This is a genomic window from Vibrio sp. B1FLJ16 (assembly GCF_905175385.1).
GTDB lineage: Bacteria > Pseudomonadota > Gammaproteobacteria > Enterobacterales > Vibrionaceae > Vibrio.
This window is the reverse complement of sequence record NZ_HG992749.1, coordinates 1,128,089-1,151,090: the sequence shown is the minus strand read 5'-3', so window position 1 is coordinate 1,151,090 and position 23,002 is coordinate 1,128,089. Positions and strand designations below refer to the sequence as shown.

Here is a 23,002-nt window from a genome sequence, read left to right as displayed (position 1 = left end):
TGATTAGACAGGGCGTTGCACTAATCAGAGATTAAGCTAACGCCCTTCAACTAAACTGGAAAGTAGCTTAATTAAAACCACAGCAGTTTTCTATACCGCTAAACTGCTTTCTGCACAGTTAACCCGCTGTACTTTATTGTTCTCGATGATGAAAAACGCATCCTGTGGTAAGTCCTGCTGCCACACGCCTTCATAATCTAAACCTAGTAAAAGACCTCTTAAAACAACCCCTGTGAGCCCATGGCTGATTACCACGATATCTTTATTCGCAGAAGTATCCACTAGCCAACTCTGTAGGCGTCGTTTTACTGATTCAGAAGTCTCTGAATTCGGCGCTTGCAGATACCAGTCATTTTGTTCGAGTAAATCTGGATACTCTGTTACCAGACTGGGTATCGTTCTTTGTTCCCAATCACCTAAGTTGAATTCTTTCAATCTGTCATCTTCAACGATAAGTTGAGTCGGATACCCCAGTTCCTCACACACTAACCTTGCGGTTTGAACTGCTCTCCCTAGAGAACTCGAATGAACCTCTATATCGCCTACCGACAAATAATCCCGCAGTCCCAGGCCATAGTTTTTAGCTTGCATCACTCCTTTTTCAGTCAGTGGCGAGTTGCAGTGCCCCTGTAACTTACGTTCTGAATTAAATCGTGTTTCACCATGCCTTAGTACAAATATTCTTCTCGCCATAACTAACCCTTAACGCTGATAACGCGAGAACACTAACTCAAAAAACTCATTCACTCAAAATCGACTATTTGGGTCAGTATTGACTCAGTGACGTTGCTTCTTGTTCAAGAAAGAAAGCACAATATCGCGCGCGACATCTCACAAAACACGTAAACAGCCAACAGCAAAAAAACCTGCCTTTTATTACTCAGTTCACCACCAAATTATTAATGTTAGATGACTCTCAAATATCCGGTCTGTTATTTGCTTTATTATTATTGCAATGAACCAGATGCATACTCATAATGATGCATTAGCTATGAAATAAAACTAATCAAAACAGAAACTTCAAGCCCTGCCGGTTATTCTTTTTGAATTTCGGAAATTGCTGCCATGGATAAAAGGTTCAATCCGGCTGGGAAATGTGTTTCAAAAGCTAGAGGATGGATCCCCGCTATGAGCAAATTAACCGAAGGTTATGACTGTGGAGAGTACTTTGACGAGCTGATAGACAGCGAAGGTAAATTCAGAGACTCGTCATGCAGACTGTTAAGCTATATCGACAGTTTGCCCCCTGAAGAGCTTGATAAACGTAAGCTGGCAGCGGAAGCTACCATTCAGGAAATGGGCATCAGCTTTACGGTATATACCGAAGAAGGCAACATCGACCGAGCATGGCCGTTCGACATTATTCCCAGAACAATAGACGCTAAAGACTGGGAAGCTGCTGAAAAAGGATTGAAGCAACGCCTTACCGCACTCAACCGTTTTATCGACGATCTTTATCACGATCAGAACTGCATTAAAGACGGCATTATTCCCGCCCATATCATTAAAGAATCAAAAAATTTCCGTCCCGAATGTGTCGGTGTATCGCCCCCTTTTGGTGTGTGGGCGCATATTTGTGGCACCGATTTGGTGCGAGCTGATGACGGTCAGTTCTATGTCCTAGAAGATAACCTCCGCGTTCCGTCCGGCGTGTCTTACATGCTAGAAAACCGAGCCGTGACCAAAAGGGTACTACCGGAGCTGTTTGAAAACGACAATATCAGAAAAGTAGACTCCTACCCTTCTCAGTTGCTCGATACGCTGCAAGCGCTCTCCCCACGAGACGTTCCACGACCGGAGATCGTTGTTCTCACACCGGGTATCTATAACTCAGCCTATTTTGAGCACGCATTCCTCGCTCAGCAGATGGGGGCTGAGTTAGTCGAAGGCGGTGATCTTTACGTCGGTAAAGATGACTGCGTCTACATGAAAACCATTTACGGTCCGGAAAGAGTCGATGTTATATACCGTCGTATCGACGACATGTTCCTTGACCCCGAAGTATTCTCACCCGACTCCATGCTTGGCGTACCCGGACTGATGCGAGCCTGGAAAAAGGGTAACGTTGCTCTGGCTAATGCGCCGGGAGCTGGTGTCGCAGATGATAAAGTCGTTTATGCCTATGTACCGCAGCTTATTAAATACTATCTCGATGAAGAGCCTATCCTGCCAAATGTAGAAACCTTCCTGTGTGAAGATGAAGACGACCGTGAATACGTGCTGAAAAACTTAGACAAGCTCGTGGTAAAACCGGCTAACGAATCCGGCGGTTACGGCATGTTGGTCGGCCCTCACTCCACCAAGAAAGAGCAGGCAGTTTTCGCCGATCTTATTAAGAAAAATCCTCGCAACTATATCGCCCAGCCAACACTTAAACTCTCTACAGCACCAACACTGATAGAAAAAGGAAAACTGGAGCCAAGACACTTGGATCTGCGACCGTTTATCCTGCAGAGCAAGAAAACTTATGTAACCGCTGGCGGCCTTACCCGAGTTGCAATGAAAAAAGGCTCTCTGGTGGTTAACTCCTCTCAGGGTGGCGGCAGTAAAGATACCTGGATCGTAAAAACAGAAGGAGCTAAGTGATGTTATCAAGAGTTGCTGAACGACTGTTCTGGAGTGCTCGTTACCTGGAACGCGTTGAAAATATCGTCCGTCTGATCAGTGTTTACGATGAGCTGTTGTTTGATTTGCCAAAAGATGTCCGCATCTCGTGGTACAACCTGATAGAGATAAGCGGCAATGTGCCGGAATTTACTAAGAAGTACAAAGAGAAGAACGAAAGAAACGTGGTGCGCTTTCTGCTTGCCAGTGAGGATAATCCAGGCTCGATGTTGTCTTCTCTTAAGATGGTGCGCGAGAACATCCGCACAACCCGAGACGTCGTTCCCGAGGAGATGTGGGAGCTGATTAATGAGCTGGACATCTACGCCCGTAAGAATCTGCAAAAAGGAATCAGCCGCGGTGAACGGTATGACTACCTCAATAACGTACTCGAAGGCTGCCGAAAGATTATCGGACTGCTTAGCAATGCGATGAGCCGAGATGCGGCCTGGAGCTTCATTATTATGGGGCGTTATCTGGAACGTGCGGATATGAATACGCGTATTCTGGACTCAGCCGTTAGCCTAAAGATAAAGGCCCTCCCGGAAGAAGAGGTGTTGCTGGAACAGATAATCTGGCCGAAAGTACTCAAATCACAAAGTGCTTATCAGAACTACCTTCGCACCATGCGCTGTGGTATCGATGGTGTGAATACTACGACCTTCTTGCTCACCGATGAAGATTTCCCTCGTTCACAAGCGTTTTGCCTCAAGCAGATCAAAAGTGCAGCAACGTACCTGCCCCGACACGAAGAAATTATCCTGCATATCGAGCAGTTACTTGCAACCACTTATAACATCGAACAAAACGAGAGTATTTGTCAGGAGTTCAGTGATTACCTGAACGATATACAGCTGGCGTTAATAAGCCTTCAGGCTGAAATTTGTGAAACCTGGTTCAACTTTGACCATGGAGAGGTAGCATGACTATACGTGTAGCTATTCAGCACAAGACCTCGTATAAGTTCGACCGCGACGTAAAGGTATCACCTCACTTACTGAGACTGAGACCAGCCCCTCACTCACGCACCCATATTCATGGTTATTCACTCAAAGTAGAGCCGGAAGAGCACTTTATTAACTGGCAGCAAGACCCGTTTGGTAACTATCAGGCCAGACTGGTATTCCCGGAAAAGATGCGTGAGCTGAAGTTCGAAGTGGAAGTCATCGCGGATATGACGGTGATTAATCCATTCGACTTCTTTATTGAAGAGTACGCTGAGAACTACCCGTTCAAATACTCGAATCTTTTACAGGAAGAACTCGCTCCTTACCTCCCGGTGACCGAAACGAGTAAAGAGTTAGACCAGTGGCTGGCAGATGTCGACAGGAGTGAAAAGCGAATCGTCGATTTTCTGGTGGAACTCAACAGTAAGCTGGCAGGAGAGATAGAATACGGTATTCGTTTGGAACCCGGCGTGCAGACTTGTCAGGAAACGTTAAAACTGAAGAAAGGTTCCTGCCGTGATACCGCCTGGTTATTGATTCAAATTCTGCGCAGCCTTGGGCTGGCAGCACGCTTTGCTTCCGGTTACCTGGTTCAGCTGACCTCTGATATCAAATCTTTAGACGGCCCATCCGGACCGGAAGAAGACTTTACCGACCTACACGCCTGGTGCGAAGTGTATCTGCCCGGAGCTGGCTGGGTCGGTCTTGATCCAACCAGCGGCTTGTTTGCCGGAGAGGGACACATTCCACTAGCCTGCACCGCAGACCCTGTATCTGCCGCGCCGATTACCGGTGCGACCGACGAGTGCGAATGTGAGTTTGAATACAGCAATACGGTGATTCGAATCCATGAAGACCCTCGGGTGACCAAGCCTTACACGGATGACGAGTGGGAAAACATCAAAGCGCTTGGTTATGCTGTGGACGAAAAACTTGATGAGATGGATGTACGCCTTACCATGGGTGGGGAACCGACATTTGTCTCCATTGATGATATGGACTCAGAGCAGTGGAACACCAAAGCGTTAGGCACGGATAAGCTGAAGCTGGCTAAAGATCTGCTCATCCGTCTGAAAGACAAGTTTAACACTCAAGCCCTGCTCCACTACGGTCAGGGTAAGTGGTACCCGGGTGAAGAGTTACCACGTTGGGCGCTTGGCTGTTTCTGGCGCACCGATGGCGAGGCACTGTGGCATGATCCGTCTCTGCTCGCTCGGGTGGACAAAGATTACCAGCATACGATTGAAGATGCTGAGCGTTTCGGCACATTGCTTTGTAAACGGCTGGGGATCCATACACAATATCTTCAGCCAGCCTATGAGGACTCACTTTACTATCTCTGGTTAGAGCGCTCTCTCCCCGAGTCAGCCAACCCGAAAAAGGCTAAACTTAATGATGACTTGGAAAGACGCCGTCTGGCAAAAGTACTTGGACGCGGGCTGGAAAGCATCAGCGGGTATGTGCTTCCGGTTTCCTTTGACGGGCAAGGCTGGCGAAGCTCACTGTGGCCGATGCGAAGTGACGTTATCACACTGATTCCCGGAGACAGTCCGATGGGGTACCGCCTGCCGCTGGATTCTCTTCCTCAGCTCAGTGAAGAAGAGATCCCGCCTGAACGCGATCCGTTTGAATCCAGAGAGGACCTGCCGGTCTACTCATCGGGTGATAGTAAGACCCAACGCCAGCGAGCGGCCAATTTACAGGTAAGGTCACAGGAAAAAGGTGAGCAAAGCAAAAAGACGGTAGAGGTCGTCCGTACCTCAATCTGTGTCGAACCAAGAGACGGTCGACTGCACCTATTTTTGCCGCCAGTTACTCATCTGGAGCACTATGTCGAGCTTATCTACCAAATAGAATCTACAGCCAGTGCGCTTTCTATCCCGATTGTTATTGAAGGTTACGAGCCACCAAAAGACTACCGCTTGCAGAAGTTCCTTATCACCCCGGATCCGGGCGTGATTGAGGTTAATATTCACCCCGCAAAAAACTGGCAGGAGCTGGTGGAGAACACTGAAATTCTCTACGAACAGGCTCATCACTGCCGCTTAGGTACTGAGAAATTTATGCTCGATGGCCGCCACACGGGTACGGGCGGCGGCAACCACATTACTCTCGGCGGCCCGACACCAGAAGACAGCCCTCTATTGAGAAAGCCGGATTTGTTGCGCAGCCTGGTTAACTACTGGCAACACCATCCAGGCCTTTCTTACCTCTTCTCCGGTATGTTTATCGGCCCGACAAGTCAGGCTCCCCGTCCGGATGAAGGCCGTGAAGAAGCGCTTTACGAGATGGAAATCGCCTTCCAGAACTTCCCTGACGGTCTGGTAGATCAGCCGTGGCTGGCAGACCGGCTAATGAGAAACCTGTTGGTGGACGTAACAGGCAACACTCACCGCTCCGAGTTCTGTATCGATAAATTGTATGCGGCAGGTACCAGCAGTGGCAGACAAGGGCTGCTCGAATTCCGTGGTTTTGAGATGCCGCCACACGCCAGAATGGCGCTGGTACAGACGCTTTTGCTTCGTTGTTTGGTCGCACGCTTCTGGAAAGATCCTTACCACAAACCGCTGATACGTTGGGGCACCGCCCTGCATGATAAGTTTATGATGCCTTACCACGTCTGGCAGGATATCAAATACGTCGTAGACGATCTTCAGCGTCACGGCTTCCCGTTTAAGCTGGAGTGGCTAGCACCCTTTGAGGAGTTCCGTTTTCCTCATTACGGTAGGCAGCAGATAGACGACATTGAAATAGAGCTGCGCTGGGCTATCGAGCCATGGCATGTACTTGGCGAGGAAATCACTCAGTCAGGCACCAGCCGCTTTGTTGACTCATCGGTTGAGCGTCTGCAAGTACGCCTGAGCGGGATGACAGACAGCCGCTATGTTCTTACGTGTAATGGTCGCCGTGTACCATTGAAAGCAACAGGCAGGCAGGGAGAATACCTTGCGGCAGTACGTTACAGAGCCTGGGCTCCGCCATCTGCGCTGCACCCTACGTTGGGAATCGATTCACCTTTGGTATTCGATTTGATAGACAGCTGGAACGGCATCTCTATAGGCGGCTGCACTTACCATGTAAGTCACCCCGGAGGCAGAAGCTATGAGACATTACCGGTTAACGGCAACGAGGCCGAGGCTCGAAGGGTAAACCGTTTCTGGGATCACGGCTTTACTCAAGGACCATTTACCCCGCCGCCTGAGTTCAATGCTCTGCGCAGCTTTTACCCGAACAAAACGGCACCGCGCCCGATGGCACCACCAACAGAGGAAGTATGTCACGAGTATCCAAATACACTGGATCTGCGAAAACGCAGTAGCCGGTTTGGCTAAATAACCTCAGATCGGGATAAGAAAGTCTATATAACTCTATCTTTCACATAGTTAGCCGAACTGATAAGTCAGTGCAGCAATTTTAGATGGATAACAAGGCAAAATCACAAGTCAATAACGAGTCTATTGCGGAGATTTTAACGCAGTTAGGTGCTAAAAGAGTGGTGCTGACTGGCTTAGATTATCCCGAGCTGAGGTTAAATACATCGCGCAATTTAGATCATACACTCACCACTGAGATGGTTGTCGTTATACAGTGGTATATACTAGGCAATAACGCATAAGGTAGTGGCCAAAATATACTATGAGTCAATTCGTTTCAGACTTAACCGGGGGGGGCGGAAAATCCGCCCCTGATTGGTCCTGATCAGGCATCCCAAAATGCCTATGATGAGGCGTATGATGACATCCAAAATATCAGACTGCACTGGCAGCCTCTTTTTACTCATTTCGAGAAACTGAAAGACGGAAGTCTGCAGGATTTACAAAGACGTGCCCAGAGAATTCTTAGAGATGACGGTGCGACTTATGATCTGAAAAACGACCCGCTTTCACCAACAGTGTGGTCGCTTGACGTTCTGCCCAATATTATCGACCAAAGCGAATGGGAAGAAACAGAAAAGGGACTGGCACAGCGCTCAGAACTGTTTGACCTGATCCTCAAAGATATTTACGGCGAACAACGACTTATTAAAGACGGCGTAATCCCGGCAGAGATCATTTATGCCCACCCCGGCTTTCTACGTCAGTGCTATGGTATCAATGTACCGGGAATGAAAAATCTCATCTTTCATTCCATCGATCTTGTGCGTGACTCCGACGGCTCCTATGTGGTTATCAGCGACAGAACTCAGGCTCCCTCCGGAGCAGGTTATGCACTGGAAAACCGTACTGTCATATCCAGAGTACTGCCCTCCGTATTCCGCCGCAGCAATGTAAGACGCCTTTCCAGCTTCTTCCAGACCATGAAAAACACGCTCAGCCAGCTTGCGGCGCATAGGACCGATACACCGCGAATCGTTCTTTTAACACCAGGCTCAGGAAGCAGCACTTACTTTGAACACACTTATTTAGCTAATTACTTAGGCTACCCTCTGGTACAGGCCGGAGATTTAACAGTACGAAATGGTAAAGTGTGGCTGAAGTCCCTATCTGGTTTATCTCGGGTTGATGTCATCCTGCGTCGCACTGACGACAACGACTGTGACCAGTCTGAACTGAAACCTGATTCTAGCTTTGGTATCCCCGGACTACTTGAAGCTGCGCGAAGTGGCAATGTGGTAATGGCCAACCCGCTTGGCAGCGCAGTTCTCGAATCTCCGGTTCTGATGGCATTTCTGCCCCAAATATGTGAGTACTTACTTGGCGAACCATTGAAACTGCATAGCGTTGATAGTTACTGGTGTGGTCTTGAAGGCACAACAGAGTTTGTAACACAAAACCTAGAACACCTGATTATCAAGCCTTCTTATCGACAAGCACGCAGCCAGACCATTTACGGTCACTGCTTGTCGGAGGAAGAAAAGATAAAAACACTGGAGATGATCAAGGCTAACCCGAAACATTTTGTTGCCCAGACTTATATTCCTGGCTCCACAGTACCAGTCTGTTCAGGTTCTAAAGTAAAGAGCCGACATAGCTTACTGAAAGCCTTTACTGTCGCTGATGGAAACAGTTACTGCGTAATGCCCGGCGCATTAAGCAGGGTGACACAGACAGACAACGACTACATAGTGACCAGCCTTTCCGGCGCTCGCAGTAAAGATACCTGGATAACCGCTAACGAACCCGACCAGACTCATCAGTCACTGCTTGACGAGTCAGGCTTTAATGTTGCTCAGCACGGTAACGTACCTAGCCGCGTGGTAGAAAATTTCTTCTGGTTCGGGCGGTACGCTGAACGTGCAGAGCTGAGTATTCGCCTCATGCGGGTGTTATTTAAACAGCTGAATGGTATCGAAGAGCTTACACCTCAGGCAAGAAACGTTCTGCTAAAGGCGATCTCTTTACAAACCAACTGCCTGCCCGGATTTGTAGAAGGTAGTCCCGACATGCTGGAAAACCCTGAGACAGAACTGGCGGATCTAGTAGTAAACGGCAATCGGACTGGCAGCATAAAATCCAACCTTTTGGCGATGCTCTCCTGTGCAGACCAAGTGCGGGATCGCCTCTCTGCCGACACACGGATTGTGCTTAATAAGCTGCGTGATCATCTCAATGAGCTGGACAGAGCCTACGTCAACGGTCTGCCTGAGGCTCCGGAAGAGACTCTGGATAACCTGATGACCATGCTGCTGGCATTATCGGGGCTTAGTAATGACAGTATGCTTAGAGGTCAGGACTGGATATTTCAGCAGATTGGCCAGCGTACTGAAAGAGCTATTCAAACAGCAAAAATGTTGCAGTCAACCTTAAGCGACAGACTGGAGAATTTTCCGCAGCAACAAGTGCTGGAATCTGTCCTACTAAGTGTGGAAGCTCTGATTTCGTTCAGAAGGCGCTATCGCACTCGAACCCGAGTGCCGTTTGGCCTGGATCTATTGATGGTCGATCCATCGAATCCACGTTCTCTGGTTTATCAGACAGAAAAGCTGAAAGAGTTTCTCGATATGTTGCCACACAGCAACACCTTTATCCCTGGTGGACTGAGCAACGAGGACAGACTGATCCTGCTGACTCTTAACGATATCCAGCTTACGGACCTGGAACAGTTGTCGAAGGCGAATCCGAAAACTCAGAACAGGGAAGAATTTGCCGCTCTGATGGATAAAATCATCGCCCAACTGGAGCAGTTTACCTCACTTATCAGCGATAAATATTTTGATCACACTGCGGGACCACAGCAGTTGATTAAACCCAAATGGAAATTGGATGTATGAGATACAAAGTCCAGCACAAAACGACCTACTCCTACAGCTCTCCGGTAACCCTGTGTTATAACATGGCGCACCTGTTACCGAGAGATACCTCAAACCAGCGCTGTTTTAACCGGAAGATAAAGGTGACACCAAGGCCGCTGTATCAAAATGAAGGGCAGGATTACTTCGGCAACGAAACCTTTTACTTTTCTATTCAGGAGCCGCATCAGGAACTAACTATAGATGTCACCAGCATCCTTGAGGTGCAGCCGCATAATTGGGCCAATCTTGTCGAGAACCATGCGCTCACCTGTGGCGAGCTCCGAAGCATTATGGCTCAAGCTGAGAGTCCAGAGATCAGGTTAGCGCAGGAATATTGCCTAGACTCACTACAAATCAAGCGATCCGAAAATCTCAGGAAATACGCCCAGGAACTGTTCAGCGACGATCAGCCAGTGCTAAAAGCGGCATCGGCCTTTACTCATAAAATATTTACTGAGTTTACGTTTGATCCGACAGCAACTGACGTGACAACGCCGACGGAACAAGTTCTCAAAGAGAAACGGGGCGTATGTCAGGACTATGCCCAACTGGCAATAGGCTGCCTGCGTTCTGTCGGCCTTGCTGCGCGTTACATGAGTGGATACATCGAAACCCTGCCGCCTCCGGGTCAGGAAAAACTGATAGGTGCCGATGCTTCTCACGCCTGGTTTGCGATTTTTGTGCCTGATTTAGGCTGGGTCGAGTTTGACCCGACTAACGATCTCATCGCTCATGACCAGCATATCGTGACCGGCTGGGGACGCGATTACGCTGACCTTCCCCCACTACAGGGAGTCGTGTTTGATGGCGGCGAAACCCACAGCCTCAATGTTTCCGTGGATGTGGCCAGAGTTTGAGACCGTTAACTCTGTAAAATCCAATCAGAGATTAATTGCCCGAGACAAAACACTAAATACTGTTTCCTATTCAGCAAATCCTGTAAAAACAGAGTATTATTAGGATAAATGATCTAGAATCCTGCCTATGAATACTCAACCAAACTCACAGCAGTTAATCTCATGTGAAGAATGTGGCCTTGTTGTCCGCATTCCTGACATTGAGCAAGGGCAGAAGGCTCAATGTCCGCGCTGCTCTCACTCGCTCACAAGAGTTAACGCCAGGCCTTATCAAAGTGTCATTGCGGTATCTTCCGCATGTTTGATCATGCTGGTGCTAAGTATTTCATTTCCGTTTATGTCATTTAGTGTGCAAGGTTTATCACAAGAAATTACACTTTTACATGCAGCAAAGATGCTGGCGGAATTCAAAAACGTGTTGCTTGGTATCCTGTTGTTGGCAACAGTTATCGCATTGCCTGCAATCTATATCAGCCTGATTCTTTTTCTTCATCTTAAAGCCCTGAAAGTAAGGAACCATCAGGCAACGAGACAACAACAACGCATAGCCAAAGTACTGTGCCGGATATTGTTCCGGATAGAGCCCTGGCTGATGGTCGATGTGTTTCTCATCGGAGTTTTAGTCAGCTTGATTAAAATTGCTTCTCTTGCTGATGTCGGCATGGGGAGTTCATTCTGGGCGTTCTGCATCTACACGGTTTTAGTTGTAAAGTGCGTTTCAATGGTAGACAGAAGTTGGCTGTGGGGGCATTTTATTCCGCCGGTAAAACTCCCGGATATAAATGAAGGCGATACCCATCACGATCACAACCATATCGGCTGTCACACATGTCACCAGATAAACCACATTGACGACAAGCGTTGTGTACGGTGCCAGAGTACTTTGCACAAATTCAACCCTACAGACAATCTGCAAAAAGCCTGGGCGTTGCTGTTCGCCTCAGTGATCTTCTATATCCCGGCCAACCTATATCCAATGATGTATACCGTCAGCCTGGGACACTCAGAAGGTTCAACCATCATGGAAGGGGTGATACTGCTCTGGCAACTAGGCTCCTACCCGATTGCTATGGTGATTTTCTTTGCCAGTGTATTTATACCAATTGCAAAAATGTTTGCTCTTGCCTGGCTGTATTACCAGGCACAAAAAGCACGATACCTTCCACCGGAAGAGAGCATTGCACGTTTAAAGATATATCGTTTGACTGAATTTATAGGCCGTTGGTCAATGATCGATATATTTGTTGTCGCTATTTTGGTTGCGCTGGTTCAACTGCACAATCTTATGGCGATTTATCCGGGCCCTGCTGCACTGTCATTTGCTGCGGTGGTCATTTTCACCATGCTTTCTGCCATGATTTTTGACTCACGTTTGTTGTGGCATTCTCCACAATCCAATATGCAGAAACCGATATCTAACAATTTAGAAGAGAAAGCCAAATATGAGTGATGAGAACAACACAACCGCTCACATCAAACCGCAAAAGCAGATTTCTTCTGTCTGGGTGATTCCCATCCTAGCTCTGGCAATGGGAGCATGGATGCTGTTCCAATACATCAACAGTACTGGTCCGCAGATAACATTACAGCTACCTACCGCAGAAGGAATTGAAGCGGGTAAAACAGAAATACGGGCACTCAACGTAAAAGTCGGCGTTATCACAGAGGTCACGCTCAGCAAAAACTACGACCACATCATCGCCAAAGCGCAGATGAACAAAGATGCAAAGCGCATGTTACGCGACGATACGATGTTCTGGGTCGTCAAGCCACGCATAGGCCGGGACGGTGTATCTGGCTTGGAAACCTTGCTTTCCGGCGCTTATATTCAGCTTCAACCGGGTAAATCAGAACAAGAAAAAGAAGAATTTAAGGTACTTGATGTACCTCCTGTTGCGGCACCTGATGCTGAAGGATTGCGACTGGTTTTAACTCACAGAGAAGCTGGCAAGCTTGGCGTAGGTGACCCGGTTATCTATAAGGGCTTTACTGTAGGTCGAGTAGAGAAGACCAGTTTCGATGTCGAGACCCGTCAGGCTCTTTATCAACTGTTTCTCTTTAAACCATACGATAGCCTGGTCCGTACCGGGACCAAGTTCTGGCTAAATTCCGGCGTAGACCTACAGCTCAATACCGAAGGTTTTGAATTGAAATTTGGATCACTCGAAAGCCTTCTTACAGGCGGTGTCACGTTTGATGCAATCCCCGGCATGGATTCTGGTGAGCCGTTAACAAAAGACATGGAGAGCTTCCGTTTATACGATGATGCTAAGCAGCTTCGCGAAGGCTTGTATGAAGAATATATCGAGTTTGTGATGTTGTTTGACGAATCGGTGCGTGGACTTAAAGCTAAGGCCCCTGTCGAATATCGTGGTCTTCGAATTGGTACGGTTATGAGAGTGCCTTTACGTTTCCCTACACAAGAAGAAAGCTTTTCAGTAAAAAGAATTCCGGTTTTGGTACGTATCGAATTAGGCCGCCTCTATGAACACTTCCACATGGATTCCATGGAGGAACACAGAGACAAGTTAAAACAGCAATTTGCCAAAGGTCTGCGTGCTACGCTCAAAACAGGTAGCCTGATTACCGGAGCCTTGTACATCGATACTGATTTCTATCCAGACGATAAGAAATACGAACCAGACGAATTTCTAGGCTTAGAAGTGTTTCCTACGATGCGTGGCGGATTTGCGCAAGTGCAGAAGCAAATTAATGACTTCCTGGACAAACTCAACAAATTACCGATGGAAGATACGCTTACCTCGTTAAATGAAACGCTGAAAACGTCAGAGCGCACACTCGCTTCAGCGGAACGAGTCGCAAGCAGTATTGATAAGCTGTTGAACCAAAACGATACTCGACAGATTCCGGCGGATATTCGCCAGAGTCTGCAACAGCTGCAAAAAACATTGGATGGTTATGGTCCTAACTCGACCATGTACAACGAGTTAGAATCAACACTCAAAGAGCTTGAAAAAGTGATGACCGAGTTTAAACCTGTACTTAAGCAACTGAACGATAAGCCAAACGCCTTAGTGTTTGGAGAAGATGAAGTCAGCGATCCCGTACCTGTCAGAGGGCAAAAATAATGAAACGTGTATTACTTCTGGCCTCTGCATTATTAGCAGGCTGCAGCAGCTCACCAGAAACGACCAGCTCAATGTACTTGTTACCACAGACAGGCGCTCAGACACTAAGTAGTTCGGCGTCACTAGACCGTCCTCTGTTAGTGGTACGCCCTGTCGAACTGGCGAACTACCTCAATAACAGCGGCATTGTATACCGAACATCAGAATCACAAGTCGTTCAGGCGAAAAATAATCTATGGGCACAAAGCATTTCAGAACAAATTACTCAGCGAGTGATTAATGATTTGCGCCAAAAGCAAAATCACTATTGGCCAGTGAAAGTGCACAACCTCCTCGATCAGAGTGGTGAGCTCAAACTGCAGTTGAATTTAAATAGGTTCAACGGTAATTACCAAGGCAATGCAGAGCTTGAAGGCGAATGGATGCTGATTGACGGAAATGGCAAAGTAAAACGCCGTGCTCAGGTGAAAATCCTGATGCCTTTACAGGACGAAGGCTACGATGCGTTGGTTAATGCACTTTCATCTGGTCTGAATAACCTCACAAATAACATTGCTCAACAACTTTAAAACACTGATTTTTTAGCGCAGATAAACAAGAAGGGGAGCTCAATGCTCCCCTTCTATTTCTATGTATAACTCTTACCTATCATGAGTATGGCTCACTTATATGTAACTCGTACCTTTTAATACTTTCAGGCGGCTGGCAATTGTCCAGAGAGCTCGACTCATCAAGCAGAATCCACTCTCGACGATGCGCCACTCCTAACTTCTTTGCATGGCTGCCATCAAAACATTCCTTCTCTCGCCCACTTTGAGTCAAAATATATCGGTTAGGTTTCTCTTTTATCCACAGCCATGCGTTTCGCTCTTGCTCTAAATGATTCGATAAGTAACTAAAATGAGTCAAAGATACCGGTGAAAACAGCAAGAACTGCTCTTTAAATTGCGTGAGACCTAACTCACCATCTTCACCAATCGCTTTATGAGCTTCAGCCATAATTTCTTTAGCAGGGGTGCGGATAGGATTAATCAGCATGTAACCTGCAAAACTATACCAAACCCAAGTGAGTGACAGAGCAAGCCCATATGCCCCGATAGTCGGTAACGTGCGAGACTTAAAGAATACAATGGTCCATATTATCGCCGCGACTAAAAAGAAAGCTGCGTACGGCAATGCCGATTGGTAATCATCCAAATGTTTAGTTATTGATTTAACCTCAAGCGCAACCAACACCGCAGCAACAAATAGGACGACACTCAAAACCAGCATAAGTGCTTTCAGTAATTTGTTGGTCCACAGAGGCCAGGACTGATGGCTAAAAGCGCAGCCCGCTAAGATCGCCATCATAGGCAGCGCAGGTAAAATATAGACACCTCGCTTGCCCGGGCTAATACTAAAAAAGATCACAACCAGTACAATCCAAGCCAACAAACTGACAAGCACCGGAGACAGACGTAATTGTTTCCAGAAGTTCTTATTGAAGAATACAAAGTAAAGCGGAAACCACATGACCGGGATAACACTAACAATAAAGTAATGCCACGGTTGAATATGTCCCCAAGAGTTGGCGTAACGTTCACCAGTTTGCCTAAATAAAATATTATCTCTATAAGCGACAAAGTCAGGGTTGTGACTTGTCTCAACCAGTGCCATCATCGGCAGTAACCAGCATGCAATCGTAGCTAGCATGAATAAAGGGCCAAGCCATAGCTTCCAAGATACCGACTCGTTAAAACTATAATTACCAGAAAAATGCAGAGCCAAGACAGGCACTAAAAACAAAGCAGGAAGGAAGCCAACCCCTTTGGTGATGATACCTAATCCCATAAAAATCCAGGCAACGCAGTACCAAGTCCAACTGGTTTTAATAAAGAAGTGTCTCAGCATCCCGTACATACCAATAGTAATCCAGGCCGCAACCATAGCGTCAATCTGAGCCGCTTTAGACTGGATAATGAATTGAGGGGCAAGTAATAATAACAAGCCGACATTTCGCGCGGTTTTAACATTCCACAGTTTGGCAGAAATGTCATAACAACAAATTAATGCGACCAGACTAACTATCGCATTCGGCAACATAAAGGTTGCTTTTAAGCTTCCTGTCAGCCAGTAAAATACAGCCATCGACCACATAAATACCGGCGGTTTATCAGGATAAAGTTCGCCACCTCGCATCGGGAAAAACCAGTTCCCTGACTGAACCATTTCGCGTGCGACTTCAACAAAGCGAGGCTCATCAGCAGGCCAGGGGTCACGCAAACCTATACCGGAAAAAATAATGATAATTGCGAGGATTAACAAAAAGCAGAGAGTCTGGTAATAACCTTCGTTTTGCCAAACTTGTCTGGACTTCGCGACAACGGGATTCATAGTTCCTCTTCCATTTTCAATAGTTCAACTCGGCTCTTAATATGATCTCTGTAAAGAAATCCGGTAAGTACAGCGCTGATAACTCCGAAGAAAATACTTAGGTATATCATTGCATTACTTGACGAATGGATGCCAGCCCCCATAAGAGCAAAGATAATAATTTGTGGGAGATAACCAAGTATGCTTGCAGAAATAAATGCAAAAAAAGGCACACGAACACTACCTGATAAAACATTAGTCACAACATTATTTCCAATAGGAAATAACCGTAACAGCAATATTTTATAAAACGGCTTACGACTAGAAAATGAATTAAATTTAACCATTTTCTTTGGAAACCGTCGATATAACCAGTTAGCGAATATGAACCTGGCAGAATAATAATTCAGTGTTGCGGCAATAACACATGCTAATAACGTTAACGTAACGCCCAGGCTGATATTGAATAAATACCCAAATACCAATGCGATAGCTTGCTTTGGCCCGCTAAAAGATAAAAAGACCACACTGAAGAAGAATATTATTATTTCTCCGGTCATACCATTTTGTTGGATGTAACCAACAAGCCAGTTCTTATCTGTTAAATGAACTAGGACGGGATTATCAAGTTGATTTGCAATCAATATCCCAACAGTAATCAGTAAAAAAAGCTTTATCCACTTCATTATTTACTATTCACACAACTCACAGCTTTAACCGTTGGGGTTTTCGTACGTCGTTGCAACCAAATGACTCCTAACAAATCCACGATACCGACCCATGCTCTGTTCCAGGCGTTGTAATTTGATGTTCCGACTTCCCGATCTCTGTGTGCTACCTGATGAACCACAATCTCACCATCAAGTGATTTGATCAGCGCGGGCAGAAAACGGTGCATATGGTCAAAGTATGGTAATCGCAGGTAAGTCGCTTTAGGGATGACTTTTAGACCACAACCGGAGTCTGGTACACCATCTCCTAATAGAGCATGCCGGATTGTATTAGCGACCTTAGATTGGAAACGAACCCAGGTAGTATCCAAACGCTTTGCTCTATAACCTGCGATACAGAAGTGAAGATTTTTAACCTGAGCAGCTAGCTCTAACATCCCCGGCATGTCTGATGGGTCGTTCTGACCATCAGCATCTGATGTGATAATCCACTCACCTTTCGCGTGTTTGACCGCTGTTAAAACTGCGGTGCTTTGTCCGCAACTTTTCTCATGACTGACGACTTGCAAATCACAACCGCACTCCTGTGCGGCATCTAGCGCTTCCTGCACCGTGTTATCGGTGCTGCCATCATCAGTAATCACAATTTCAAATTCAGGGCAAGCCTTCAAGCTGTTATGAATTTCTTTAACTAACTTTCCTATATTTCCTTGTTCATTTTTGGCAGGAATAACGACTGATATACTCGGCAACATGAGCTTTAACCTTGTTTAAACTGCATATAGAGATAAACCCTATAGAAAATCATTTTTTACTTGTTATAAAAATCTCGGTACCGCGAAACAAACTCACCAATACCTTCTTATACGGATACCTGTGGTGCGTATGATACCTTCAACAATGTCGATAATATGTGTAAAGTCGCGCTACATATCTCCGTTATTGTTAATAGCTAATGTTTCCTCTTCAGGTATCGTCGAGACAAAGATAGAGGAAACATGTCAGATCAATCGCAAAATCCATCCTCAAAATTAGTAATATTTTGTTGAATTGTAAAGATTTATTAAGAGATAGCGCTTTATAAGACAAAGTTAAAATCTTAGACCGTGACTTTGCTCTAGGTAATTATGAAAATATGGGAAAAGAATAGTTCGCCGCTACAATACAACGATAAGAAATACTTAAGAAAAATCTTCCATGTTCATATTTATTTAATATGAAGAACTAAGTCTTGGAATATAAATAATATCGCCACATACCAAATACTCACCAATGTTCATATCTATGAACTTATTTAAACACTTCGCCCTACAATAACTATTAAATAAGAGTCAATCTCATTCTCTGCATTTTATTCAACCATAGGAGAATAAGGAAGTCATGTTGATCTCAGTCAGTCTACAGTTCATCCGTTAGTGCTACTCTACACCGAAATAAAAGTCCACCCTCATGCCGCTGTGTTTGGGTAAACATATAATTCAGAGAAGCAATGTCGATTAACATTTCAGATTTAACCAATGCGCTGGGTAAGGTTGAACATATACATAAAGTTAAGCTAGAAGCCGTACACAATTTTTTTAAAGAAAATGAAGCTTTATCGCTTATAACATTTCGCCGAATCATCTCTAACGACTCTATTGATGAACGCTTCAAAGCAATAGATAAAGCATTTTCGTCGCTCGGTGATGTAACAGCCTACCTCTTAGAGGCTTCTTATCTGGTCAGATAGCTAGAGGTTGTTGACCCTAATCACAGAGAAAAATAAAAAGCCCCGTTCGTATTATCGGACGGGGCTTTACTTTTATAGGTTGAGCTTGAAACTATAGTTTGTAACGGTCATCAACAACACTGACTTCAGGGAAAGTGTCGCCGTTCTTCATCGCTTTTTCTGTTTCTTTTTTCACGTCTGAGTCGATCCAGAAGTTACCGACATCCATTGGATGCAGAACCCACTCTGTGGCTTTTGTCATGCCATTTTTCGGGATCTTAACCCAACGCCAGTTAGCTACACGCGAATAAGGCACCATATATCCAGGAATAATAATATTTGCTTCACTTACATAATCTTGAATTTGGTGTGATAGATCGTAGCGTTTCTGCTGATCAAACTCGGAGTCATACGCTTCAATCAGTTTATCCAGTTCAGGGCTGCTGAAGTTAGTGTGCGCGTTAGTCTGAGGTTTATTTGCATTATCTGAATGTAAGTATTCCCAATAAGCCGGAATTTCACCTGAGCCCATGTTCAAGAAAGCCAATTGATGCTTTTTCTCGAGGATGTACTTAAACGCTGACGAGCCATCAACAAGGTTAAGCGTAAACTCAAGACCTGCCAGCTTCGCCTGCTCTTTCAGAAAAGCGATACGCGGCGTATAAGAGTTATATCCGTATGTGATCGCAAAGCTCAGACGCTGGCCTTTGTCGTTCACACGAATACCATCTGCACCAATTTTATCAAAGCCTGCTTGCTCAAAATGCTTAACTGCTGCATTTACGTCAAACTTAGGTGGTGTATTGCTTGGATCATCGTATCCACCATGGCCGAAACCTAAACCATGTGGCTTACGAGAGTAATCGCCACGCATGATATTTTCTATCATGCCGTCGAAATCAGTAGCCACCATAATGCCTTTACGCACTTCAAGGTTATCTAGCAAAGGCATAGCAGTATTCATCCAGATACCGCCAGCACCTTGTGGTGCCTGATTAAAACCCCAGTACTTCTGAATATAGCCGTTCTTATAAACGTCACCATTTGTCTTATCGTGCCAGTAATTCGGTAAGACCATTTCAAAGTAATCCAGGTTACCTTTTTCGAAGTGTTTCATCGCAATGTCAGGATCGCGAATCACGGTAATACGTACTTTGTCTACGTTATAGCGATTCTTATAGTAACGGTTGTTGTAACCCCACCAGTCTTCTCCAACGTGCTTGAACGTTACGCTTTTACCCTTTTTCACATCATCTAAATAGTAAGGCGCAGCTGTAGGCTCTGCTTTGAAGTTAAACTTACGCACGAAGTTATCCGGCATACCATCATTGTTGGCATCTTTTTCACCTTCAAAGAAGTGCTTTGGACGAGGCTGGAAGCCATTACTCGGCATATTGATCATCACCATCAGAGAGTCATGGCTCTGTTCAACGGCTAAGTTAACTCGGATAGTGTAATCGTCAATCTTTTCTACGCTGACAATACTGTTGGTGAAAAAGTCGTTGTACCAAGGATCGATAATGTCTTTCGATGTGTAGTACTTCATCATAAAGACATAGTCATCTGCGGTAATTTTTTCACCATCGGACCATTTTGCGGTTTCATCCAATTTGAAATATACCGTTTTGAAATCATCCCCAAACGCCCATGCCTTAGCCAGTTGAGGAATCCATTTACCCGTGTTGGGATGACGTTGTGCCATTTTGGGCGTGCCATCCATCAGATACTGGCGTAAACCTGAGTTTGCATCTGGGCCTACACTTCGTAGTGTTTGTGGGAAGCTTTGGATATAAGTGCGGTAAGTGCCACCATGAACAGCTTCTTCAGAAGCGAACAGGGGCTCATTATTATTTGAAGTCCATTCAATATCAGCGGGCAATTCAGCCGCATTTAGCTGGAAGCTGGTCGCGGTTAATATCGCAAGTACTGAAAACGGTAGTTTCTTGGTCATTTTTCTTCCTTGTTATGATTTGCGTTCTAAGGCTAGTACAAGGAAAACCGTGAATGAAACTCACAAAACCTGCGCATTACATTGCACACAGATAGGAACGTAAAAGGCGTATGATACGAAGTGACGTCCTGCCAACTTCTATAAATACCAATCTCAGTAAATAAATGATCTGGAATAGCGTAGGAAAAGTGCTTGAGAACAAGGCAAAAATTTTCGATAAGTAGTTATTCTACAATCGACTTGCTTTGAAACGAAAAGCTAACGAATTTATCGAGTACTTTAACAAACTATACGACCAGTCGCTTACTACAATTGGTATTTATTTCAATGAGATTCACCAGGTCATCCTAGACCTTACAACGCAGTAAATGCATCACAGCCATAGTATTCTCAACCTATTTGTAACGCAACCCATCAATAACACACGCTTGCATTTTCTATTTACCATAGCTCTTTATGTTATGAAACTGTGACCTATATAGTGTTATCCCCTAGTCCGATGTCGATGAGCGGTAGAGCATTAAGCCTAAAACTGAACAGCAGTAATAAAAAAGTGAAGTATTGCTACTTCACTTTTTTAGACAATAAAACAGCTAGTTACGCAGTTACATGTTTACTAAGCTATCATTGATTGACTTCAGTACCGATGCCGGGTCAGCAGCCTGAGTGATAGGACGGCCAATAACCAGATAATCAGAACCTGCCTGGATAGCATCAACTGGCGTCATAATACGGCGCTGGTCACCTTGCTCAGATCCCGCAGGGCGAATACCTGGAGTTACCAGCTTAAACTCTTGACCTAACTCACCTTTCAGCAGTGAAGACTCTTGAGCTGAACAAACCACACCGTCAAGACCAGAATTTTTCGTCAATGTTGCCAGACGAATCACTTGCTCTTGAGGGGCGACATTCAAGCCTATCCCTGCCAAATCACTTTGCTCCATACTGGTTAGTACGGTTACACCAATTAACAATGGGCGGTCTTTACCATATGGTTCAAGAATCTCACGTGACGCAGTCATCATGCGCTCACCGCCACTTGCATGAACGTTCACCATCCATACGCCCAGCTCAGCCGCCGCACGTACTGCTTTTGAACAAGTATTTGGAATGTCGTGAAACTTCAAATCCAAGAATACAGAGAAACCACGTTTGTGGAGCTCGCGTACGAAATCCGGACCAAATAGAGTAAACATCTCTTTGCCTACTTTTAAACGGCATGACGCAGGATCAATACGGTCTACAAACGCAAGCGCATCTGCTTGGTTATCATAATCCAGTGCGACAATAACTTTTTGGTCGAACATTTCATCTCCTAATTAATTTTGGTTCTTGTTACTTTCTGCTTATTAAACATAAGGCTAAAAAAATGCAGCGGACAGAAAACCCGCCAGCTGCATTAAAACTACTCACCATCCAATCCACGGATTGGTTTGATCGTCCCCCACCCTTTGCAAGAAGGACAGTGCCAATAAAGGGAGTGGGTTGAAAAACCACACTTTCTGCATCGGTAGTGCGGTTTCACTTTTAACTGTTCACCAACCATAGCTTGAAGGGTCGAAAGACTGTCTTTTGCACGGCCATCTTCAGCCTCTGCAATATGATAATCAATCAAACGATAGAACCCTTTCATGGTTGGGTTTTTCAACAACTGTTTAGTCAGCAGCTCCTGTGCGGCACCTACACTTTCGTGGTGAGCAACCAGCTGCGCCAACATCAGTTCAGCAGATACACCAGCCTTCTTGTCTATACAGGCTCGCAGGAATTCCACCAGCTCGTCTTCTTGCCCCAGATGATGGTAACACTCTGCTATTGTCGGCAATACGTCACTGATAAAGTCTTTGTCTTGATCCAAGATTGAAGTCAAATACTTAATAGTTTGCTTATAATCTTCAGACTCTAAATAAATGCGCCCAAGCGCAATACTTGCGCGAGTACATTTAGGGTCTTCAGAAAGTGCCTTTTTAAAATGCTGAATCGCTTTATTTTTATTGCCATCAGCTTGGTCTAACATGGCAATTTCACACCAGAAGTGTGCGATGTTGGCCCGCATTCGCGAATGCTTATTTCCCACTCTCACCAGCTGGTTAGCGTAGTAAATCGCTTTTTCCCATTCGCGAGTTTGCTGGTAAATGGTCACAAGCTGCTGAAGTGCCGCTTCGCGATGGTCAGGCTCTTCTATTAACTGCTCAAATATCTTCTCCGCACGGTCTAAAAAGCCAGAGACCATGTAGTCTTTAGCGAGCTGCTGCAGAGCGAGTTTTTTTTGGTCAAGAGTCAGACCCGAACGTGAAATAAGATTTTGGTGAATACGTATTGCGCGATCCACTTCACCACGAGAACGGAAAAGGTTACCCAACGCAAGGTGAGTATCTATGGTTTCGTTATCAACCTGGAGCAACTCAATAAAGTGATCAACAGCTTTATCTGATTGATCAGAGAGCAGCAAGTTCAGGCCCGCCATATATTGACGAGAAATTTGATGAGATTGCTTCTGCTTGTCTTGTTGAGCGCTGCGATGCCCCATGTACCAGCCATACGCAGCAGCTATAGGCAATAACAAGAAGAGTAATTCAAGCATTAAAGTGAAG

16 protein-coding genes and 1 pseudogene are annotated in these 23,002 nt (G+C 45.5%); 10 read left to right on the top strand and 7 right to left on the bottom strand.

From position 1 onward, the window contains the following. Nucleotides 1-90: 90 nt before the first annotated feature. A complete protein-coding gene (locus tag KHN79_RS05255) occupies nt 91-693 on the bottom strand; it encodes a histidine phosphatase family protein (RefSeq protein WP_182008152.1) in 603 nt (200 codons plus the stop codon). A gap of 435 nt (nt 694-1,128) precedes the next feature. Between KHN79_RS05255 and KHN79_RS05250 the strand changes: the two genes are divergently transcribed. The 9 genes and pseudogenes from KHN79_RS05250 (at nt 1,129) to KHN79_RS05215 (ending at nt 14,298) form a co-directional block, all read left to right on the top strand. Further along, the gene (locus KHN79_RS05250; RefSeq protein ID WP_182008153.1) at nt 1,129-2,586 is read left to right on the top strand and encodes a circularly permuted type 2 ATP-grasp protein; all 1,458 of its coding nucleotides are present in this window, start codon (nt 1,129-1,131) and stop codon (nt 2,584-2,586) included. Beyond that, on the top strand, nt 2,586-3,530 hold the full coding sequence (locus KHN79_RS05245; protein ID WP_182008154.1) for an alpha-E domain-containing protein: 945 nt from the start codon (nt 2,586-2,588) through the stop codon (nt 3,528-3,530). The genes KHN79_RS05250 and KHN79_RS05245 overlap by 1 nt, the downstream gene beginning before the upstream one ends. Further along, a complete protein-coding gene (locus tag KHN79_RS05240) occupies nt 3,527-6,883 on the top strand; it encodes a transglutaminase family protein (RefSeq protein ID WP_182008155.1) in 3,357 nt (1,118 codons plus the stop codon). Before KHN79_RS05245 ends, KHN79_RS05240 begins: the two co-directional genes overlap by 4 nt. A gap of 560 nt (nt 6,884-7,443) precedes the next feature. After that, nucleotides 7,444-9,762, top strand: coding sequence for a circularly permuted type 2 ATP-grasp protein (locus tag KHN79_RS05235; RefSeq protein WP_244812603.1), 2,319 nt, complete (start codon nt 7,444-7,446; stop codon nt 9,760-9,762). After that, nucleotides 9,744-9,989: pseudogene (locus tag KHN79_RS21735) on the top strand (transglutaminase N-terminal domain-containing protein); the annotation flags it as partial. The gene KHN79_RS05235 and the pseudogene KHN79_RS21735, both read left to right, overlap by 19 nt. Before the next feature lie 84 nt (nt 9,990-10,073). Further along, a complete protein-coding gene (locus KHN79_RS21565) occupies nt 10,074-10,640 on the top strand; it encodes a transglutaminase family protein (protein ID WP_244812628.1) in 567 nt (188 codons plus the stop codon). 127 nt (nt 10,641-10,767) lie between these two features. After that, the gene (locus tag KHN79_RS05225) at nt 10,768-12,090 is read left to right on the top strand and encodes a paraquat-inducible protein A (protein WP_182008157.1); all 1,323 of its coding nucleotides are present in this window, start codon (nt 10,768-10,770) and stop codon (nt 12,088-12,090) included. Next, nucleotides 12,083-13,729: an intermembrane transport protein PqiB gene (gene pqiB / locus KHN79_RS05220; protein WP_182008158.1), complete on the top strand. Its 1,647-nt coding sequence runs from the start codon at nt 12,083-12,085 to the stop codon at nt 13,727-13,729. Before KHN79_RS05225 ends, pqiB begins: the two co-directional genes overlap by 8 nt. Next, nucleotides 13,729-14,298, top strand: coding sequence for an ABC-type transport auxiliary lipoprotein family protein (locus KHN79_RS05215; RefSeq protein WP_182008159.1), 570 nt, complete (start codon nt 13,729-13,731; stop codon nt 14,296-14,298). Before pqiB ends, KHN79_RS05215 begins: the two co-directional genes overlap by 1 nt. 79 nt (nt 14,299-14,377) lie before the next feature. On the opposite strand, the gene KHN79_RS05210 is transcribed toward KHN79_RS05215, so the two are convergent. From KHN79_RS05210 to KHN79_RS05200, 3 genes are read right to left on the bottom strand one after another with little or no spacing between them, the layout of a single operon-like run. Beyond that, nucleotides 14,378-16,102 carry a glycosyltransferase family 39 protein gene (locus KHN79_RS05210; RefSeq protein WP_182008160.1) on the bottom strand — a complete coding sequence of 575 codons (1,725 nt, stop codon included), beginning with the start codon at nt 16,100-16,102 and terminating at the stop codon, nt 14,378-14,380. Continuing rightward, on the bottom strand, nt 16,099-16,767 hold the full coding sequence (locus KHN79_RS05205; protein WP_182008161.1) for a VTT domain-containing protein: 669 nt from the start codon (nt 16,765-16,767) through the stop codon (nt 16,099-16,101). The genes KHN79_RS05210 and KHN79_RS05205 overlap by 4 nt, the downstream gene beginning before the upstream one ends. Then, complete coding sequence (locus tag KHN79_RS05200) at nt 16,767-17,507, bottom strand: glycosyltransferase family 2 protein (RefSeq protein ID WP_182008162.1); 741 nt, start codon at nt 17,505-17,507, stop codon at nt 16,767-16,769. Before KHN79_RS05200 ends, KHN79_RS05205 begins: the two co-directional genes overlap by 1 nt. Nucleotides 17,508-18,241: 734 nt before the next feature. On the opposite strand from KHN79_RS05200, the gene KHN79_RS05195 reads away from it, so the two are divergent. Beyond that, nucleotides 18,242-18,481, top strand: coding sequence for a hypothetical protein (locus KHN79_RS05195; RefSeq protein ID WP_182008163.1), 240 nt, complete (start codon nt 18,242-18,244; stop codon nt 18,479-18,481). Between the two features lie 91 nt (nt 18,482-18,572). Here the strand turns inward: KHN79_RS05195 and KHN79_RS05190 are convergent, their stop codons facing one another. The 3 genes from KHN79_RS05190 to lapB form a co-directional block, all read right to left on the bottom strand. Continuing rightward, a complete protein-coding gene (locus tag KHN79_RS05190) occupies nt 18,573-20,411 on the bottom strand; it encodes an extracellular solute-binding protein (protein WP_182008164.1) in 1,839 nt (612 codons plus the stop codon). A 605-nt stretch (nt 20,412-21,016) separates the two neighbouring features. Further along, nucleotides 21,017-21,718, bottom strand: a complete 702-nt coding sequence (pyrF, locus tag KHN79_RS05185; RefSeq protein WP_182008165.1) for an orotidine-5'-phosphate decarboxylase — start codon at nt 21,716-21,718, stop codon at nt 21,017-21,019. A gap of 98 nt (nt 21,719-21,816) precedes the next feature. Next, nucleotides 21,817-22,992: a lipopolysaccharide assembly protein LapB gene (gene lapB, locus KHN79_RS05180; protein ID WP_182008166.1), complete on the bottom strand. Its 1,176-nt coding sequence runs from the start codon at nt 22,990-22,992 to the stop codon at nt 21,817-21,819. Between the last annotated feature and the right edge of the window lie 10 nt (nt 22,993-23,002).

What these genes read in the sequence shown, in the direction of transcription:
- KHN79_RS05255 (WP_182008152.1), bottom strand. Translation starts at nt 693, where the DNA reads ATGGCGAGAAGAATATTTGTACTAAGGCATGGTGAAACACGATTTAAT.
- KHN79_RS05250 (WP_182008153.1), top strand. Translation starts at nt 1,129, where the DNA reads ATGAGCAAATTAACCGAAGGTTATGACTGTGGAGAGTACTTTGACGAG.
- KHN79_RS05245 (WP_182008154.1), top strand. Translation starts at nt 2,586, where the DNA reads ATGTTATCAAGAGTTGCTGAACGACTGTTCTGGAGTGCTCGTTACCTG.
- KHN79_RS05240 (WP_182008155.1), top strand. Translation starts at nt 3,527, where the DNA reads ATGACTATACGTGTAGCTATTCAGCACAAGACCTCGTATAAGTTCGAC.
- KHN79_RS21565 (WP_244812628.1), top strand. Translation starts at nt 10,074, where the DNA reads ATGGCTCAAGCTGAGAGTCCAGAGATCAGGTTAGCGCAGGAATATTGC.
- KHN79_RS05225 (WP_182008157.1), top strand. Translation starts at nt 10,768, where the DNA reads ATGAATACTCAACCAAACTCACAGCAGTTAATCTCATGTGAAGAATGT.
- pqiB (WP_182008158.1), top strand. Translation starts at nt 12,083, where the DNA reads ATGAGTGATGAGAACAACACAACCGCTCACATCAAACCGCAAAAGCAG.
- KHN79_RS05215 (WP_182008159.1), top strand. Translation starts at nt 13,729, where the DNA reads ATGAAACGTGTATTACTTCTGGCCTCTGCATTATTAGCAGGCTGCAGC.
- KHN79_RS05210 (WP_182008160.1), bottom strand. Translation starts at nt 16,102, where the DNA reads ATGAATCCCGTTGTCGCGAAGTCCAGACAAGTTTGGCAAAACGAAGGT.
- KHN79_RS05205 (WP_182008161.1), bottom strand. Translation starts at nt 16,767, where the DNA reads ATGAAGTGGATAAAGCTTTTTTTACTGATTACTGTTGGGATATTGATT.
- KHN79_RS05200 (WP_182008162.1), bottom strand. Translation starts at nt 17,507, where the DNA reads ATGTTGCCGAGTATATCAGTCGTTATTCCTGCCAAAAATGAACAAGGA.
- KHN79_RS05195 (WP_182008163.1), top strand. Translation starts at nt 18,242, where the DNA reads ATGTCGATTAACATTTCAGATTTAACCAATGCGCTGGGTAAGGTTGAA.
- KHN79_RS05190 (WP_182008164.1), bottom strand. Translation starts at nt 20,411, where the DNA reads ATGACCAAGAAACTACCGTTTTCAGTACTTGCGATATTAACCGCGACC.
- pyrF (WP_182008165.1), bottom strand. Translation starts at nt 21,718, where the DNA reads ATGTTCGACCAAAAAGTTATTGTCGCACTGGATTATGATAACCAAGCA.
- lapB (WP_182008166.1), bottom strand. Translation starts at nt 22,992, where the DNA reads ATGCTTGAATTACTCTTCTTGTTATTGCCTATAGCTGCTGCGTATGGC.